Below are 18,437 nucleotides of genomic sequence, written 5' to 3'. Positions count from 1 at the left end.
TAAATTTTTAGAATGAAATTTCGATTTTCCAAATTTTTTAAAATTGATTCATAATTGGTTCAATCGCGAATCTGAGTGCTTTGGAGATTCGCTCTTACTTTGGATATCTCATGTCGCCATCACCTCATGCCCTTGCCGCCCTGTTGTCGTGCCTACCCATCGGTATCATTGCGCGCCAGCGAGATGGATCTGTGTGGTTCAATGATTTCCTCAGCACCCGTCATTCCAACCTTGCATCGACCGACGTTCCAGCACTTGTCGAATGGTTTCATGGTGGTGTAGCACCAGTAGGCATGCTTGAAGTGGATGGAGATCAATATCAGGTGGAATGTGGAGTGCTTGAAGACAGGGAAGCGCTGTTATTGTGGCCCACTGCCGCCGCAGTGAAGTTCGCGCCGCAGATGGAGCAGCTGGAGCAGATGTATCAAGACTTTCGGGAGATTTATCGCAATTCTTTCGATGGAATTTTTATCGCCGATGGTACGGGCACCACCTTAATGGTCAATGAGGGATGTGAGCGCAATTACGGCGTGCCAGCGAGCGAAATGATCGGTCGGCATGTGTCAGAATTTCAGCGCAGCGGTCTGATTAATCCCGTCATTGCCATGCGCGTGATTGAAAGTCGCCAACGTATCAGCGCGGTACAGGAAACCAGTATCGGCAAGACCATCATGGTGACCGGCATTCCCTTATTGGACGATCAAGGCGCAGTGCGAAAGGTCATCATCAACTCGCGCGACACGACCGAACTGATTCAGTTACAGGAGGAGTTGGCGCGCGCGCAGGAAAAACTGCATCGCTTCGAAATGGAGGTTAGCCAGCTACGCATGGATAATCCTGCAATCGCCGGTCTTATTACTCGCAGTCCCGGCATGCAGCAAATTACCGCACTTGCCCAGAAGGTCGCGAAGGTGAGTGCGACTGTGCTAATTAGTGGCGAATCTGGTGTCGGCAAGGAGGTGCTGACTCGCCTGATTCACAAGGAAAGTGCTCATCACGCAGGCCCTTTCGTGAAAATAAATTGTGGCGCCATACCGCGGGATTTGCTGGAGTCCGAACTGTTTGGCTACGAGGCGGGTGCTTTTACCGGGGCACAACGTCAAGGTAAGGTTGGCATGATTGAAGTGGCCGATAAAGGGACGCTGTTCCTGGATGAAATCGGCGAGTTGCCATTGGACTTGCAAGTCAAACTCTTGCAGGTTTTACAGGACCGCACGCTCACACGCTTGGGCGGTACACGGCCTATACAGGTTGATGTCAGGGTGGTCGCCGCCACCAATCGCGATTTACAGGCGATGGTTGATGCACGCCAGTTTCGCAGTGATTTGTTTTATCGGCTTAACGTGGTGCCACTCCATGTGCCGCCGCTGCGTGAGCGGCGCGAAGATATCTTGCCTCTGATCCAGCATTATCTCGACGAGCTCAATGCGCAATACGATTTGGACAAAAGATTATCGGAACAGGCCTTAGCGGCGCTGCTAGATTACGATTGGCCTGGAAACGTACGCGAGTTGCGTAACATGGTTGAACGGCTAGTAGTAACGGCACCGGAATCGTTGATCCGGTCCGATAGTTTACCGACCTTGCTGCGTTCGTCCGAACTTGAAAGTGACTTGGCACGTTTAGATATCAAGGCACGCTCCGCACACTTCGAACGCAAGATCGTAAAAGAGGCTGTGGAACGCTATGGCAACACACGTGCGGCAGCAAAACATTTGCAGGTTAGTCAATCAACCGTGGTGCGGCGGCTTAAGGACGGATGACGCCGACAGAGCTCAGCAGCCGTGGGGTTTATCGTCTTCTCTTTTTTAGGGTGTTGATTTGTATTGAAAACTGACCCACGTTTAGAACACAATTCTACTTACCAAAGTGAATAGGAGATTGGAATGATCGACGTTCTCCGACTTCTCTCAATAAATACGCGTTCAAGCCTTCAGCCTGGTTAAAGACTGAGGCAACGAAGTTACGTAAACAACGTCGGACCTTGAAACAGATACACATTGACTTGTGTGCGTTGGGATATGAAGGGCCGTATGACCGGGTCGCAGCCTTCGCTAGACAGTGGAAACTGGATCAGTTAGAGAGGGTCAATTTTACGAGCAAATCAACAAAGTCTACGAGCTCGATGACAAAGCTTGTAGTTCTCTATCGCTTAAGGTATGCCGTCATGCCAAAATTACTAACTCACGATGAGTGCGATAGAGCTGCCAATTATTTCGCCGAGAACGAGCGTTTTAGAAGTCACATTTTGATGGGAAAATATGTATTCGGACGTGCACGGTAAAGTGATTTAAACGTGGTCAGTTTTTCGGTGCAAAACAACCGCGAATACTATCCTAGATCGCCACCCCTACTAGTAGACGCTTAATAAGCTTCAAGTCCGCTATTGGCTCCAAATCTTGCGCTCGACCATTGCGACCAGTCGGAGAAATCCCTAATACCTCATCGCGCTGTTCTGTGACAAATTCGGTGGCGCAGCTGCGACAGTAAACGTGTTCACCTGCTTGCTGCTCCTTGCGCAGAACCACCGTTGGCCCGCACATTCCGCACACCTGCAGCGGGATTCCCTGATCAGTGTGGCCCACAACGTGATTCCAATGCCCGAGCTTTCCCAGCGCTACGAACTTAGCACCTATGATAGAGTCGAATTGACGCCCAAGCTCGGATTCAATGATTGAAAGTGCTTTCTCAATTGGCATACCTTTTCGATACGGTCGGGTGCTTGTCATCGCGTCGAAGGCGTCGCATATTCCAACAATTCTGGCCTCAACTGGAATATCGGTGCCGCGAATGCCGGTAGGATAGCCTTTACCATCAGGTGTCTCGTGATGGAATCGGATCGCATGTTCGGCAATATGAGCAAGTGGATGATTCGCCAACATTCTCCATCCGATTTCTGGATGAGTACGAATGACGTCGTACTCCTCTTCACTTAATTTGTCTTTCTTGTTTAATATTTGATCGGGAATACCAACTTTTCCAAGGTCATGCAAAAATCCGCCAATAGCGATTCGTGCGGCGTCGGTTTCCGACATTCCTAACTCTAAAGCCAACCTATGCGCGAAACGAGAAACGCGCCAGAGATGGCCTCCCGTGTATGGATCCCTGGCTTCGACTACCCAAGCCATAATTAACAGGCTAACTAAAAGATCTTTACGGTTTGTATTCGACTTATCGGTAAATAAATTACTTATGCGGCTGAGTATGTTCATAGTAGCTCTGGTAAATTTTCGACAATCCAAATGACATAGGCATAGCGTTCTCTAGGTCCCTAAGAGAGGTAAGAACGATATAAGCTGAGGGATCAATGAATATCGGTTGTATAGCGGGTACTAAATGTGGCACGAATTCGTGACGCTAATCAACGAGTTATTGCACAAACAAGTGGCTCCTTTAACTTGCAGAATCTATTTTTCGAGGAAATAAAACCGCCTTTTCTATGGCAACGCTTATCACAAACCTTACGTCGCGGTCGGCATGCATTTTGCCGTGCTGACGACTTGCAGTACATTGCCATCACGTTGGTCCTGCACAAAGGCAATGGCATTCAGGTTTTGCCGATTCCATTCAACTGGCAATTTTACTTCTTGCTTGAATTGCGCATTACCTTGCAATAAATGGATCGGCCCGTACCAAAGTCGTACCGTATTGTCGTGATGCAGTGTGACGCCACCGTTCTCGCCGCGCAGTACCCGTGATGTCAATCCGTTTTCGCTAATCGCAACGTATAGATCGCCACTGATCTTTGCATTCACATCGATCGACTTAACTATCGCGTCCAGCATTATTGTATTGTTAGGGCCCGCCGACGTTTTCAGTGTAATGACAACTGGTGCTGGTCGCGCATTGATCTGACGTATCGCACTCGGCAGATTGTCGCGCCATGAACGTAGCTCATTGCCGTTGACAAAAAACTGTGGGGTGTACACGACGCGGCTCTGTTTGTTTGCCAGCAATTCACTTTGTCGATCATCAAATGCTTTTTTCGCGAAGACGTCTTTCCAGCCAATCGAATCCCAATAGCTGACGTGCAGAGAAAGCGGAACGACATTTGCACTTGGCCCCACTAGTTCTCTTACCCGACTCAATTGTTTGTCTGCGGGAGGGCAATTAGAGCAGCCTTCACTTGTGTACAGTTCGACCAGGGCGGCAGTCGATACGTTACTTTTGACTTCGCAGGTATTCCCGGCATACGATGGCAGAGCAGTGTACAGTGCACATGCAAAAATGGTCAGTGCGGTTAGTTTCATGGCGCGATCCTTCGACGATATGGAGGTTAGTTCGCAACCAGAGTTGGTTTGGTTACAAATTAATTAAGAAATAGTTTGAATATTCAAAAAATGTCACGGCTATGTAACTAAGGGTGCAAATGCAACGTATTCAGGGGGGAGAGCAGCAATCGGTCAGCCAAGCTGAAACGCGGTTGCGCGCTCTATTGTTGGAGGGGCTAAACGGTAGCGAAAATGCGTATCGTCAATTTTTACAGATGACGGCTACGCATTTGCGTGCTTTTTTGCGCAGACGCCTAAGCCACTGGCCGGATCAGGTGGAAGATTTGGTGCAAGAATCGCTATTGGCGATCCACAACCAGCGTACGACCTATGACAAGGGCGCGCCGCTAACGGCGTGGATGTATGCTATTGCCAAGTACAAGCTGATCGACTGGTTACGACGACACGCAAGACGCGAATCACAAAACGATCCGTTGGACGATGAAAATGAAATTTTCTCGACCGCCGATGCCGATGCACACGAAGCACGACGCGATCTAAGTAAGGTACTGGAAACGTTACCACCACAACAGCGCGCCGCTATTTTGCATACCAAAGTTGATGGTTGGTCGATGCGCGAGACCGCTGTCGTGTTGAAGATGTCGGAATCCAACGTCAAAATTGCTGTGCATCGCGGCCTGAAAACGTTGGCGGCCAAATTACGGAACGAATCATGAAAACGGATGACCTGATCAACATGTTGGCAAGTGGCGACATCAAGCCGCAGCCGATTCCTATTCTGCGAATCGCGACGCACATTACGCTCGGACTACTGGTGACAATCGCGCTGATGATGACGTTTCTCGGTGTGCGCGAGAACCTGTTGCAAGTGCTAATGCTGCCGGCGTTCTGGATGAAGTTCATTTTCGTCATTGCGCTGGCCAGCATTGGTTTGATTGCCGCCCGTCGCTTGTCGTCGCCGGGCGGCAAGACCAATCGTGTGCCGGCCATGCTGGCGGTGCCGATCGTAATTATCTGGAGCATTGCCGCCGTATCGCTAATGACTGCTGCACCCGGCGAGCGCGCCGAACTGTTTTGGGGCGATACGTGGAAAGCATGCCCATTTGTGATCTCGGGCTTGTCGATCCCGATTTTTATTGCGATTTTGAGCGCGATGCGTGAACTGGCCCCGACCCGTTTGCGCCTGGCCGGCGCTGCCGCTGGCCTGACTGCCGGCGCCGCCGCCGCCGCCGTCTATTGCCTGCACTGCCCAGAAATGGCAGCACCGTTTGTCGGCTTCTGGTATTTGCTGGGGATTTTAATCCCGGCCTTAATCGGCACCTTGATCGGACCCCGAGCATTATCTTGGTAGTAGGTAGTTCCCCGAAAGTTCTTCTAACGAAGGTCCGCTTGCGCTCCTCTAGCATCTACATCAACACCTTTTGCTAAACCCGGTGAGACTGGCCTCTTTTTCTCGATAACTTCGATCTGCTTGCTGTGCCAGCTTATACGAAAATAAGCGTTCTCTGCACAGTTCTAACTACTATCTTCTTGGAAATTAATTTCCTAAAAACTGTAACTATTGTTCTTGCGTTGGCGAACTATCCTTAGATCGCCAGGAAAAAGCGGCGACATTGATGTCTTCTCGAATTCCGAGATCGACATACATTCTTCAATTCCAACAAATAATTCATCATGTTTTCAAAACTGAAGATTCGCACCGGCTTGTTATTTGTATTGGGTATGTTCTCTATCGCGCTTTGGACTGCTGTGTTCATGTCTTGGACATATGCACGCCAGTCAGCTCAGGCTTTAGAAGCGGTGATCAAATTGTCTGATAGCCAAATTCAACCTCTTCATGACACAGAAAGGTTGCTGCTTTCCACATTGATCAACATGGACAACGCGTATATCAATTTAGTAAAGAGCGACCAAGTCATTGCCAACGATTACACTCGTAAGGCGTCCGCTTCTTTTCAAGAGGGTAAAAAAGCGTTCGACCGATATCGAGAAGCCATCAAAGATGATAGTGATCTTGCCGACCGTTCGGTGAACGTCATCCGCGCTTACGATCGCTACGCAGAAGTAATAGGTAAGCGCGAAGAAGCGCTATACGATGTCTCTCTTGACAATTATGCGGCCGCAACAACCGATGCAGAACAAGCCGATAGTGTTTTTGCTTCTGCTTTGCGCGAGATGATTAATCACGCCGAAATGGTACGTGACAATCTTCGTGTTGAATCCGAAAGGCGATTCATGATCGCGGCCTACCTTGCGACCGGGATGTTTGTATTTTCATTGTTGCTGGTCGGGTTCTACTGGTTCTTTTTCAATCGTGTTTTGCTTCAGCCTTTAAAAGAAGTCGGCGCGCATTTTGATCGTATCGCTGGCGGTGACTTAACGGCGCAAGTCAATGTTGTTTCAAACAATGAGATTGGTGCATTGTTGGCCGCGTTGCAGCGCATGCAACAAGGACTGTTGCAGACTGTATCTACAATTAGACGGGCCACTGAGGATGTCGACCATAGTGCGCGAGACATTGCAGTAGGCAACGTCGAGTTATCGAGTAGAACGGAGCAGCAGGCTTCGGCCTTGGAAGAAACCGCATCAGCACTTGAAGAGTTGGCCGCAGCGGTTAAACAGAATGCGGAAAACACGCATCAAACCAATCGTCTTGCGAGTGATGCTGCTGGTGATGCCGTTCGCGGTGGCGAGATGATGTCGGACCTTGTCAAGACCATGGGGAAGGTTTCAGCCAGTTCTAGCAAGATATCCGAGATCGTCGGCGTAATTGACGGTATCGCTTTTCAGACCAATATTCTTGCGCTTAATGCTGCGGTTGAAGCCGCACGTGCGGGCGTGCAAGGGCGGGGTTTTGCCGTCGTCGCCGCAGAGGTACGGTCACTGGCATTGCGCAGCGCACAGGCCGCAAAGGAAGTGAAAGGATTGATAGGAGAGTCTTCTTCTTATATTGACCTTGGTTCCGGGCAGGTCACAGAAGCTGGCAAAGCCATGCAAAAAATAGTCACATCCGTTCACAACGTCATGAGCACGATGCAGGAGATATCGACTGCGACCTCGGAGCAATCGGTTGGGCTCGAACAGGTTAGTTTAGCAGTCGTGCAAATGGATCGATCTACACAGCAAAATGCGACGCTGGTTGAACAAACAGCTAACGCCGCCAACGGCCTCACGGCTCAGGCTAGGCGTCTTGTCGAGTCCGTTTCAGTTTTTCGTACTGCCAATCCAGACTATCGTGGTGCCGTGAAAATACTTGATAAAGCACGGCCGCTGACCATCGGTAATGATGATTCCGCAATAGTATTTTAAGGAGTAAGAATGAACGAACGACTTTTTGGTTTTGTTGGAGGCGACTCAGGTGCGTGGGAAGTCACGCAAATGCGTGCTGTTAAAGGTGCACCACTCCCTGAAGTAAAGACCATTGCAATACTAAACGGATTTTCGATCCAAGGACATCATGCTCACTGGGTTCTTCGTGGAGTGACTAGCAACGAACGTTACGTGACTAAAGAAGAAAAGAGTCGCTTGATTGCTACGCAAGAGGGATTGGGACGTACTGAATCAACATTAGCTGCATTAATTCCCATTCGAAAAAATGCTTCCTGGTGGTTGCTCACTCAGGAAGAGCGACGAGAGATTCTCGAAGAACGTTCCCATCACATTCAAATTGGCATGGCTTATTTACCCGCTATCGCACGGCGGCTATACCACTGTCGCGACATTGGAACACCTGAGCCATTCGATTTTTTGACATGGTTTGAATTTAGCCCTTCTGACGCTTCTCAATTTGATGATTTAGTGGCGCAGTTACGTACTACTCACGAATGGTCTTACATTGATCACGAGATTGACATAAGACTTGCCAGGAAAAATGGTTAACCCTTAAATCAAAAAAACAGGCATACATTATCTTGTCGCGTGAGTTGCTATTTGTCTTGATTCTTTCGGGATTTTTTGTCCTCAACAGAGTTTTAGTTTGCTCTATATACTTGCAGCTTTACTTAGCAAGCGTCAAAAATCTTGCCGAAATTTGATTCATTTGGGAAGAAAGTGTGGATTATTAAACTTTCACAAAGTAACAAGCCAACTATTGTTGGCTATGCTGCCGCTCTCTTTTCGGTGGCGTTAGCGTTTTTCGTTCTTTCTGTCATGAGACCGCAATTTTCTGCGGCACCCACGCCATTATTTTTATGCGCAATCATGTTTACAGCGTGGGTAGGTGGAACCGGACCATGCTTCTTTTCCATCGTCCTGTCGGTTCTGGCCTACGATTACTTCTTCGTAACACCCTTGCATTCATTCGTCATAAATGGACGACACTCCTTTCGTATTCTTTTCTTTTCGATGGCGGCGATCTTCATCGGCGGGCTTGCGGCTGCGCAGCAATCTGCAGTGCGAAGTGCTAAGCGCGCAAGCGACAAACTCGCCTTGGCAATAGATGATCTTAAAAGCGTTAATTTAAAACTAGAGATGGAGAATACGGAGCGCAATCGTATCCACGAATCACTTCGCTATAGCGAAGCGTTTTTGACAGAAGGACAAAAAATAAGTCGCACGGGCAGTTGGCGCTGGAATATAGAGGTGCACTCTCTTGAGTGGTCAGACGAACATTACCGCATCTTTGGTTATGAACCATCGTCAGACATGTCCTGCTTCGAAATGTATTCCAGTCGAGCGCATCCAACCGACCATCTTCTCCTAGCGAATGTCGTCAAAGAAGCAGTAGCTAAAAAACAGCGGTTCGAATGCGATTACAGGATTATCCTTTCGGCGGGCAGCATACGGTTTTTGCGTGGGATTGGGATGCCTGTTTTTTCTCGGAATGACCACTTCGAAGGCTACATTGGTGTGACAGTCGACATCACGGCTCAGCGTCAAGCGGAAGATTCATTGCGGAAAAGCGAACAGGAATTTCGTACGCTGGCAGAAAATTCGCCTGATGGCGTGATTCGTTACGATCGAGACTGTAAAAGAATTTATGTAAATCCGGCGCACCTCAGAAACATGGGCGTTGAATATGATGATGCAGTTAATGTCACATTGGATTCCTACTGGGGAGCCGATATGACAGTGGATGAGTATCGGGCGATACTCAGAAGTGTGATGACTACTGGACAGCCAGCGGAGGTTAGTGGCCGGTGGACTCGACCTGATGGGGGCATCGTGTTTTTTGCCGTCCACGCTGTGGCCGAGTTCGACTCGAAAGGCGAGGCTGAAAGCGTTTTGGCGATTAGTCGCAATATCACATCGATCATAGAGGCCGAAAATCAATTGAGGCAATCTCAGAAGCTTCTACGTCAATTGGCGGATCGCAGTGAAACCTCTATCGAGGATGAACGTAAACATATTGCAAGAGAACTACATGACGATCTCGCTCAGCATCTTTCTGCGCTGCGGATGAATGTATCAGTAATGAAATTGGAGTTCGGTCATCTAAGCTCGGCATTTAGTGGGCAAGCGGAAACCATGATTGAGCGTCTAGACGCAACTATTAAAATAGCGCGCAATGTTATTACGGCGTTGCGTCCGACGGCTTTGGACATGGGTATCGTTCAGGCTTTGGAATGGTTGGTGAAGGATTTTTCCACGCATAAAGAAATTTCTTGTCGGCTTCATATTCATGACGAGAATTTGATCTTGAGTGATCGATCTGCCACGGCAATTTTTCGCATTGCTCAGGAGTCGCTGAGAAACATCTCACGTCATGCCGAAGCTTGTAACGTTGACGTTAATCTTAGTCACAAGGATGGAATGTGTCTCCTAGCTATTCGCGATGATGGTCGGGGATTCAATACAACCAACGTTCCATTTAACTCTTTTGGTCTTATGGGAATAAAGGAGCGCGTGTTGATTCTGGGTGGAAAAGTAGAAATTGAGAGCGAAGAAGGCCAAGGTACAACTATCCGGGTAAATATCCCGACAACGGAGTGAAATAAATGTTGCGTATTCTAATGGCAGATGACCACGCATTGATGCGCGAAGGACTGAAGCATCTTTTTTCGGTTGTCGGAGGAATTGATGTAGTTGCAGAAGCCTCTACAGGGCCCCAAGTTTTTGAGTTGTTACGTCGAACTGACGTTGATCTCATCTTGCTGGATATGACGATGCCGGGAATTAGCGGTGCAACATTGATCCATCACATCCGGTCCCAAAAAACAGCGCCAAACATCCTTGTACTAAGCATGCATGACGAGGTTCAGTTTGCAAGAAGGGCACTAGATGCCGGGGCATCTGGGTACATAACAAAGGACACGGACCCGCAGACATTGATCGATGCAATCCATCGAGTTGCTGAGGGTGGCAGATTCATCAGCCGTGGGCTCGCTGAGGAAATGTTGTTTGACCATGGCACCAGAGCCAGACCTTCGCATGAACTGCTCTCCACTCGGGAATACGAAATTTTTCAATTGCTGGTACATGGCCGTGGCGTCAATGAAATAGCGGATGAACTCTCGATTAGCAACAAAACAGTCAGCACCCATAAGACCAGATTGATGGAGAAGATGAAATGCGAAAACGTTTCACAGCTGATTAGATATGCGATAGCCCACGGAATGCTCGAGTAAATTGTGTCTCGACGCCCCTAACGATCCATATTCGGAAAATTCCTACACATAAATCATCATTGCCTGATGTTTTAGTTCTTCAGTTTGTCCGACGATTGCTGCTGCCAGTCGTCAGGGGCAATTGGTCTGCGTCGGCACTCCCATGTCGATTTGACCTCCCATTTCTGATTGTTGGCGTACGACGCGACCATGTAAAAAATGCCTGGTCGATGTTCATTTATACGCAATCTTACGGGATAGAAGAATGAAATTTTCAAATCTGAAGATCGGAACGCGCCTGACCATTGGCTTTTTTCTGGTCCTAGCGCTTATGGCGGCTCTAACTGCGTGCGGCGTAAATGGCATGCAGAATATCCAAAAACGGCTGAACACAATTATTGATGACAATGTTCATAAAATGAACTTACTTCAAGATATGTCGGAGTCGGTGCATATCGTTTCCCACAGTATGGGGACCCTTGTTTTAATGCGCAACGAAAGTGAGATGGTTCTCGAGATAAAGAAAGTCGTAGATGCGCGCAGTAAATACGATGCTGCAATTTTGGTACTTGAGAAAAAACCTGCTCTCGAAGTAGAACGTGTGTTGAGAGAAAAAATAAAAGGAGCTCAAGCAGACGCACGTGTAGTTAACGATCAAATTATTGAATTTGCTAGAGGTAACAAGGACGAAGAAGCAAGCGCGCTTTTGATTAAAACTGCGGAACCGCTTAACCAAGCTTGGCAACAAGCATTAGATCAAAGTATTCAACTTCAAAAACATGCAAACGAAGCGGATGCCGTCGCCGCGACAGCTACATATGAAAATTCGCAGCTTTATATGGGAGCGCTTTCTGGTGTTGCGCTGATACTTGGAATTGTAATCGCATGGGTCATTACGCGATCAATTTCTCGCCCAATTATCTCTGCGATGAATGTCGCAAACACGGTGGCATTGGGAGACCTAACCAGTCACATTGAAATAACAACAGCTGATGAGTCCGGTCAACTCCTGCATGCTCTTAAAGATATGAATGACAATCTTGTAAGCATAGTTACGCAGGTACGACATGGAACAGAGACCATTGCAACGGCTTCTGCTGAAATTGCTACCGGCAATCTCGACCTTTCAGCGAGGACAGAGGAGCAGGCTTCTTCCCTGGAGCAAACAGCTTCATCAATGGAGGAGCTAACATCGACGGTCAAACACAACTTCGACAATGCACGGCAGGCAAATAAGCTTGCACTGAATGCGTCAGATGCGGCGAGTCGTGGGGGCGTCGTCGTTGCTCAGGTTGTCGAGACTATGGGGTTTATTAATGGCTCGTCCAGAAAAATATCGGACATTATCGGCGTCATTGATGGGATTGCGTTTCAAACCAATATCCTAGCGTTAAATGCTGCGGTGGAAGCTGCACGTGCTGGCGAACAAGGCCGCGGATTTGCGGTGGTCGCTACTGAGGTACGTAATCTCGCTCAGCGATCGAGTGCAGCAGCAAAAGATATTCGTATTCTCATCGGCAGCTCGGTGCAAAAAATTGATGCGGGTAGTCTTCTGGTGGAAGAAGCAGGCAGAACAATGAAAGAGATTGTGATTAGCGTGCAGCAGGTAACGAGCATTATGGCGGAGATTACCGCGGCTTCCGAGGAACAGAGTGCTGGTATCGAACAGGTGAATCAGGCTATCGCTCAGATGGATCAGGTGACACAACAAAACGCCGCATTAGTCGAAGAAGCTGCTGCTGCTGCAGCTTCTCTTCGTGAGCAAGCAGAGAATCTGTCAAAAGTTGTCAGGGTCTTCAAGTTAGACAATACGCAGCACATGATGCCAATGGCTTCACAATTGAATCTCAATGGGATGACGAAATTAACGTCGGTGACGTCGAGAGGAAGTGACCAAGTTGCGACAGACGGCGTGAAGTCCGGCTCTGTGCCAAATCAAAAAAATTTACTTCCAGTTGCCGTTGGAGGTGAGTGGGCACAGTTTTAGGCTGGATGTTCATATTTTAATGAAGCCGGATTTTATAAACCATGCCCATCTTGCTGTGGCATATTCGTTGGTGAGCTGTAGTTCAACAGGAATACGTTCTTGGAACAAGATTCGGCATGCCGATCGCGCCCGTTTTTTTGCAAGAAATATTCATTTTCCATTGGTGTGGTTTACAGTCATTTTGATTCTTGGCGTTCTGTTATGGATAGGTGTCTCTTCTGAGCTCAATAGAGAAAAGAAGAATATTGAGCAAAATGCGCTTAAAGATGTCGAGTTACTTTCAAGGTCTTACGCGGAATATTTGACCCGAACCATCGAGAGACTTGATCAATTGACACTGCAAGTAAAGTACGACTGGGAAAAATCTCGTGGCGCGTACAGACTGGAGGAACCCGCGCGAAATGGCGTGTTCAACTTTAAGTATTCTGCGGCAATTACTATCGTGAATCGGCATGGAGCGCCAATAACAAGTTCATTTCCGTTTGATAATCGTACGTCTTGGGGAGATAGTGATGCCTACGACTATCATCGTTCTCATGAATCAAATGATCTTCATATTGGCATGCCTTCCGAAGGGAAAATTTCAGGACGAACTGTTGTGCGAATTACCCGAAGGTTGCAGGATGCCAAGGGAAATTTCAATGGCATGATCGTCGCTTCTGTCACGCCGGATTATTTTTTCTCGTTTGCGAATACACCTGTTCTGGGACAAGGCGGGTTGCAGGCATTGGTGGGAATGGATAGGGTGGTGCGTGTGGCAAAGGAGAGTGAATCAAAACCGTCGTCCCTAGCGCCCATTTTTGCGATGACACCTCAGCAGACTGTCCCTGTGTTATTGGACGGTAGAAAATGGTTTCACGACAAAAAATCACGTTATGTGGCTTCTTCTAGTTTGAATGGCTATCCGTTTTTTGCTATCGTTGGAATGAGCCAGGACTCAGTGCTTGCTCGTTATACCGTTCATAGAGACACAATTCGTAATGCTGCAATTGCTATTACAACTTTTCTTTTTGTATTTGCCGTCATTGCTGTTGTTATGTCGTTACGGCTTGCATGGAAATCACATCGACTCGATGCTGTTCGTAACACCTATAGGATTGCGACGGAATTTGGCAATGAGGGGTATTACATTTGGAGCGCGATTCAGGATCGGAATGGTTATCTTGTTGATTTTGAAATCATAGATTGTAATGAACGTGGAGCGACATTTTTTGGGACAAGCAAAGAAAAACTTTTGAACACCCAATTGTCAACGGTCGAATTTATTAGGGGCTACTTATATACCCTGATGCAGCAATCTCGGATTGCGATGGAAAAAGGTTTTTACGAAGACGACTTCGAGATGCAGGCCCACAATCAAGGTTGGATACACAAGCGCATGCTCCGTTGTGAAGATGGTCTTGCGGTGACTTTCAGAGATGTCAGTGACCGCAAAGCTCACGAAGAGGAATTACATCGTCTCGCAACAAAAGACACCCTCACAAACCTTCCGAACCGGTACTGGCTCATGAATCATTTGCCCAAAGCATTAAACGAGGCAAATGAGAAACAAGATTCACTAGCGGTTCTATTTATCGATCTGGATGATTTTAAGAATATTAATGATACGTTGGGACATTCTTCCGGGGATAGCTTACTGCAGGTTGTCGCGTCTCGTCTTGAGTCTGTTCTTCGGCCTGGTGATAGCGTTGTACGATTAGGCGGAGACGAGTTCACACTCCTGCTCGAATCCTTACCGTTGCAAGAGGATATTTCTTTAATCGCAAACCGGATCATGCAAACGTTTAATCAGCCATTCGAAATTCAGCAAAAAATGCTGACAATCAGTGCGTCAATGGGAATCAGTAGATATCCGTTCGATGGGCGCGATGCAGAAACATTATTGAAGAACGCCGATATCGCTATGTATTCTGCAAAGGCCGATGGTAAGAATAAGGTCCGCGTCTACGATAAAAAATTGTACGAAGAGATTGAATTACGAGTTGATGGCGAACGCCAGTTGGCCCGGGCAATTCAAGAGGACCATTTCATCGTTTATTACCAGCCCCGTGTAGAAGCACAGACAGGCCGCATGGTTGGTATGGAAGCGCTGGTTCGATGGGCGCACCCAGAACGGGGATTGATTGCGCCCGATCACTTCATCCCGTTGGCTGAAAGTACCGGCATGATTCTTCCATTGGGAAGACTAGTGATGGAAAAGGTGTTTTGTCAAATCGCTGCATGGCAATTCCAAAAACTAGCAGTTGTACCGGTGTCCGTTAATGTCTCTGCCCGGCAGTTTGATGAAGGCAATGTCAGCGAATTCATTGCAAGTTGTCTGAATAAATATGCCGTGGATCCAAGATTTATAGAAATAGAACTAACCGAGTCGGCAATGATGGGAAATTTTGAACAAGTTCGTGGAGAAATTAGTTCCATCAGCGCACTTGGGATTCAAATTCACGTCGACGACTTCGGTACCGGTTACTCGTCGTTATCTTTACTTTATAAATTCAATATGGACGTACTGAAAGTCGATCGTGCATTCACGTCTCAGATTTGCAATGGCAAGGGGGGGGAGATATTTTTTAGTTCCATTGTCTCAATGGCAAAAGTACTGAAGATGAGGGTGGTAGCTGAAGGTGTTGAAACGATTGAACAGTTGCGCGTTCTACAGCAACTCGGATGTGACGAAATTCAAGGCTATCTTGTATCGAAACCAATTCCGTCAAGTGACGTACCGCGATTGTTGGATCAATCGATTCTGCTTGAACAATTGAATTAACTTTTCGACATTCGCATTCGGCATGAGTAAAATTAATCCCAAACAATTGGAACTACTCCTTAAGCTCAATCATGAGATCGCTCATTTGACTCATAACATGTATAACCTACTTGATGATGTGATGAACAAGCGGCTGGAGACGGATGACGCCTACGCCGCCGAGATAAAGGATATAAGCACTGGAATTATTTCTGATGCCATGAAGAAAAATGGCCGGTGAATACCCAAATTATCTGACCTCTAGTTGCAATGATCTGCGGCATACATCAATATCGAATCAAAGTATGTAATGGCCAAAGAATCTCCTGTATTCGGGTCGGTACACCGCTGCTACGTTTCGTGAGAAGAGAGAAGGGACTGGACGCCGGTTTCGGCGGCTTCTAATGCACCAGCCAAGTATCCAGGAAATGTCGTCGATGCCTCACTGCCAATCAGTCGCAATCGATCCGCCCAAATATCTTTGGGCTTCAACGAATCTGCATCAGAATGTCCGAAGGAAAACTGATCGGCCTGCGTTGCGGTCATCGGATCTTGCGCCCAGTCCTTGAAAAGTTTTGCTCTGGTTTGTGCCGCCTGATGCCCAAATAGCCGTACTAATTGCGCAATGCATTGCGCAATTAGTGCTTCCTCATTCAGTAATCGGCGGGAATTTGCTTGCCAGCCAAAAAATCCAAACAGCGCTGCTGTTTTGTTGATATCGCTTGCATCATGAATCTCCACAAGCGGACCAACTGTGCTGCGCGCCATGCCCGATAATCCATTTTCCCGCCAAAATGGCTGCTCGTAGACAGCAACAAACTTTGCATGAGAAGCCATCCATGTATTTGTGCCTTTCCAGCTTTGGAGCAAATGTCGATCGATTGCAGGCTCAAATGCAAGGTTTTGCGCCATCAGTCGCGGTGGTATGGCCAACAATACATGGGTTGCGTCGAATGTTTTTGGCTTGGCAAGTCCATTTATGGCTTTGATATTGATGCGATGTGAATCTAGTCTAATCGACTCAGCTTGATGGCTCAGGAATAGCTTTTCGCGAGGAAGGTCAGCGGCCAGTCTGTCAACCAAAGTCGCAGTACCTCCGGCGATCCGCATCGAGCCTTCGGCAAGGCCAGCTGCGGCCTGTCTGATTGGTATCTGGTGACGTGAGTGCTCCAATACGATATCGCCCATATCGTATTGTGGAAGTGTGCGCAGCCCTAGTTGTTCGATCAGGTTGTTCATGGCAGGTTGGAGCGGCGGCCAATACCACGTCGCACCAAGGTCGAAACGAGCCGCGCTTGCCCTTCCGGACCCATCGACGTTAGAGAGAATACGGCCGCCCAATCTGGTACGCGCTTCCAATACAAAGTAATCGACCCTGTGCCGCTCTAGTAAGTAAGCGGCATACAAGCCGCTCAGGCCGCCACCCAAGATTCCCACGCGAATATTGCCCATTAAGAGCGCTCCGCGGACGGGCACAGGCTCAGTTCGCGTGCCCACGGAGAGTGACTTTGATGCGCAAGACGCCAATATTTATCCGCGATTTGTGACGAATGCGATAAGCATCCAATATTCACGTCCGCATGCGTTAGTCGCCGGTTATTCGAAGCCATTAGTCTGTCGCGTACAACGCGACAGACATAAACGCCGTGAAGGTGGAACGCTCCGGCCGGCGCGACCACCTCCGGAGGATTTATTAGGTCGCGCTTTAGTGCTGTGTAGAGAGAGGACTGCATTGATTTACCAGAATGGGACAGACCGATAGCTGAATGCCCGAATTGCGTCACCAAGGCGGCGCCCAAATTGGAGCCCGCCCATGCAAGCATCATCGTTTTTTTAGAAGATATCTTCGAATTCATGGCTCAACTTGTCGGTTGGTAGATCTTTCAAATGTCCCGATTTACGGTAAATCAGCGCGCCTCCTGCGCCGCTAGTCCACGTCTGAATAGACCGGGGTGGTAGTCGTAACCATGTTCCAGCAGAATACTCGTCGTATTGATCCCTCATCTGGCCTTGAAGTACAAGAATTTCTGCGCCGAAGTCATACATTTCTTCGCCACTGCTACTTTCAGGGATTTGTACCAACATGACCTGTTCTTGCTCATTAGAAAATAAGGGGCACACCAGTTGATTTTGGTGGACGTGCCACATGGCTGGATCTCGCGTATTGATGCGGACGGGCCTGCGCTCCTCTAGAGACATTTGCATTAGCTTTACGAATATCAACGTGCCGTCAATGCTGGACGGCAGGTGCGAAGATTTTGGCGGGTTTCGTAGGTACCAACCTTCTGGATAATCACCGCTGTCGTCGGAGAACACGCCATCCAGTACCAAGACTTCTTCGCCAAGCGGATGCGTGTGGCGCGGAAAGCGTGAATTTTTATCGTACCGAACTAGACTGGTCGCACGGGCTACTTCACCTCCGATGCGGTCTAGCATTACTCGCTTGACTCCGCTTTGTGGCGAAGTAATCCATTCCATTTCTGTGGAATGAATCGCCACGCGTTCGGAAAAATCAGCGTTAACCAACATAAATTTGTAGTCAAGTGAGACGCTGGCACAAATGCGCCAGCGTTAGGTTTTTTAATTTTCGAGTGCTGAAAAGGCGTCCAATACGCGAGCGGAATAGGTAACTGCCGCGCCCGCGTTCAGTGCTATCGCAACGCCCAGCGCCTCAGCAATCTCTTCTCTTGACGCGCCATGTTTCACTGCTGCTTGGGTGTGCACCGCAATACATCCGTCGCAACGCGTTGTAACAGCGACCGCTAGTGCGATCAACTCATGCATCTTGGGTTCAAGATGACCTGTTTTTATTCCGGCGGTCTCCATCACTTGCAAGCCGCGTACGGTATCAGGGCTTAATTTTGCAAATTCACCGACGCGAGCCAAGAGTTGGTCTCTGTAGTTATTCCAGTCCATGATCATTATTTTCT

Annotated in this window: 15 protein-coding genes; 10 read left to right on the top strand and 5 right to left on the bottom strand. The window is 48.1% G+C overall.

Going from position 1 to position 18,437, the window contains the following annotated elements; genetic code table 11:
• Positions 1–110 precede the first annotated feature (110 nt).
• On the top strand, positions 111–1,763 hold the full coding sequence (locus ACFQO0_RS09760; protein ID WP_012078765.1) for a sigma-54 interaction domain-containing protein: 1,653 nt from the start codon (positions 111–113) through the stop codon (positions 1,761–1,763).
• 573 nt (positions 1,764–2,336) lie between these two features.
• Here ACFQO0_RS09760 and ACFQO0_RS09755 read toward each other — a convergent pair.
• The gene (locus ACFQO0_RS09755; protein WP_012078766.1) at positions 2,337–3,212 is read right to left on the bottom strand and encodes an HD-GYP domain-containing protein; all 876 of its coding nucleotides are present in this window, start codon (positions 3,210–3,212) and stop codon (positions 2,337–2,339) included.
• 249 nt (positions 3,213–3,461) lie between these two features.
• Positions 3,462–4,250: a DUF1223 domain-containing protein gene (locus ACFQO0_RS09750; protein ID WP_012078767.1), complete on the bottom strand. Its 789-nt coding sequence runs from the start codon at positions 4,248–4,250 to the stop codon at positions 3,462–3,464.
• A gap of 119 nt (positions 4,251–4,369) precedes the next feature.
• On the opposite strand from ACFQO0_RS09750, the gene ACFQO0_RS09745 reads away from it, so the two are divergent.
• The 9 genes from ACFQO0_RS09745 to ACFQO0_RS09705 all read left to right on the top strand — a co-directional run bounded on the left by ACFQO0_RS09745 (position 4,370) and on the right by ACFQO0_RS09705 (position 15,748).
• Complete coding sequence (locus tag ACFQO0_RS09745; protein WP_012078768.1) at positions 4,370–4,948, top strand: sigma-70 family RNA polymerase sigma factor; 579 nt, start codon at positions 4,370–4,372, stop codon at positions 4,946–4,948.
• Entirely contained in the window at positions 4,945–5,583 is a 639-nt protein-coding gene (locus ACFQO0_RS09740) for an NrsF family protein (protein ID WP_012078769.1), read from the top strand. The genes ACFQO0_RS09745 and ACFQO0_RS09740 overlap by 4 nt, the downstream gene beginning before the upstream one ends.
• 323 nt (positions 5,584–5,906) lie before the next feature.
• Positions 5,907–7,541, top strand: a complete 1,635-nt coding sequence (locus tag ACFQO0_RS09735; protein WP_382234138.1) for a methyl-accepting chemotaxis protein — start codon at positions 5,907–5,909, stop codon at positions 7,539–7,541.
• Positions 7,542–7,550: 9 nt separating this feature from the next.
• A complete protein-coding gene (locus ACFQO0_RS09730; RefSeq protein ID WP_012078771.1) occupies positions 7,551–8,111 on the top strand; it encodes a chlorite dismutase family protein in 561 nt (186 codons plus the stop codon).
• Positions 8,112–8,252: 141 nt separating this feature from the next.
• Positions 8,253–10,163 (top strand): PAS domain-containing protein, encoded by a 1,911-nt coding sequence (locus ACFQO0_RS09725; RefSeq protein WP_083757410.1) that lies wholly within the window; start codon positions 8,253–8,255, stop codon positions 10,161–10,163.
• Between the two features lie 5 nt (positions 10,164–10,168).
• On the top strand, positions 10,169–10,798 hold the full coding sequence (locus tag ACFQO0_RS09720; RefSeq protein ID WP_012078773.1) for a response regulator: 630 nt from the start codon (positions 10,169–10,171) through the stop codon (positions 10,796–10,798).
• Between the two features lie 244 nt (positions 10,799–11,042).
• Positions 11,043–12,764: a methyl-accepting chemotaxis protein gene (locus ACFQO0_RS09715; RefSeq protein ID WP_012078774.1), complete on the top strand. Its 1,722-nt coding sequence runs from the start codon at positions 11,043–11,045 to the stop codon at positions 12,762–12,764.
• A gap of 19 nt (positions 12,765–12,783) precedes the next feature.
• Complete coding sequence (locus tag ACFQO0_RS09710; RefSeq protein ID WP_012078775.1) at positions 12,784–15,528, top strand: bifunctional diguanylate cyclase/phosphodiesterase; 2,745 nt, start codon at positions 12,784–12,786, stop codon at positions 15,526–15,528.
• A 22-nt stretch (positions 15,529–15,550) separates the two neighbouring features.
• A complete protein-coding gene (locus ACFQO0_RS09705; protein ID WP_041296390.1) occupies positions 15,551–15,748 on the top strand; it encodes a hypothetical protein in 198 nt (65 codons plus the stop codon).
• Between the two features lie 110 nt (positions 15,749–15,858).
• Here the strand turns inward: ACFQO0_RS09705 and ACFQO0_RS09700 are convergent, their stop codons facing one another.
• The 3 genes from ACFQO0_RS09700 to ACFQO0_RS09690 all read right to left on the bottom strand — a co-directional run bounded on the left by ACFQO0_RS09700 (position 15,859) and on the right by ACFQO0_RS09690 (position 18,429).
• Positions 15,859–16,959, bottom strand: a complete 1,101-nt coding sequence (locus tag ACFQO0_RS09700; RefSeq protein WP_041296391.1) for a flavin monoamine oxidase family protein — start codon at positions 16,957–16,959, stop codon at positions 15,859–15,861.
• Positions 16,960–17,340: 381 nt separating this feature from the next.
• Entirely contained in the window at positions 17,341–18,036 is a 696-nt protein-coding gene (locus tag ACFQO0_RS09695; protein WP_012078777.1) for a cupin domain-containing protein, read from the bottom strand.
• Positions 18,037–18,087: 51 nt separating this feature from the next.
• On the bottom strand, positions 18,088–18,429 hold the full coding sequence (locus ACFQO0_RS09690) for a carboxymuconolactone decarboxylase family protein (protein WP_041296392.1): 342 nt from the start codon (positions 18,427–18,429) through the stop codon (positions 18,088–18,090).
• Positions 18,430–18,437: the final 8 nt, after the last annotated feature.

It is taken from the genome of Herminiimonas aquatilis (genome assembly GCF_042665175.1).
Classification (GTDB): domain Bacteria; phylum Pseudomonadota; class Gammaproteobacteria; order Burkholderiales; family Burkholderiaceae_D; genus Oxalicibacterium; species Oxalicibacterium aquatilis.
Note: the sequence above shows the minus strand (reverse complement) of the source record. Positions and strands in the feature narration are given on the sequence as shown.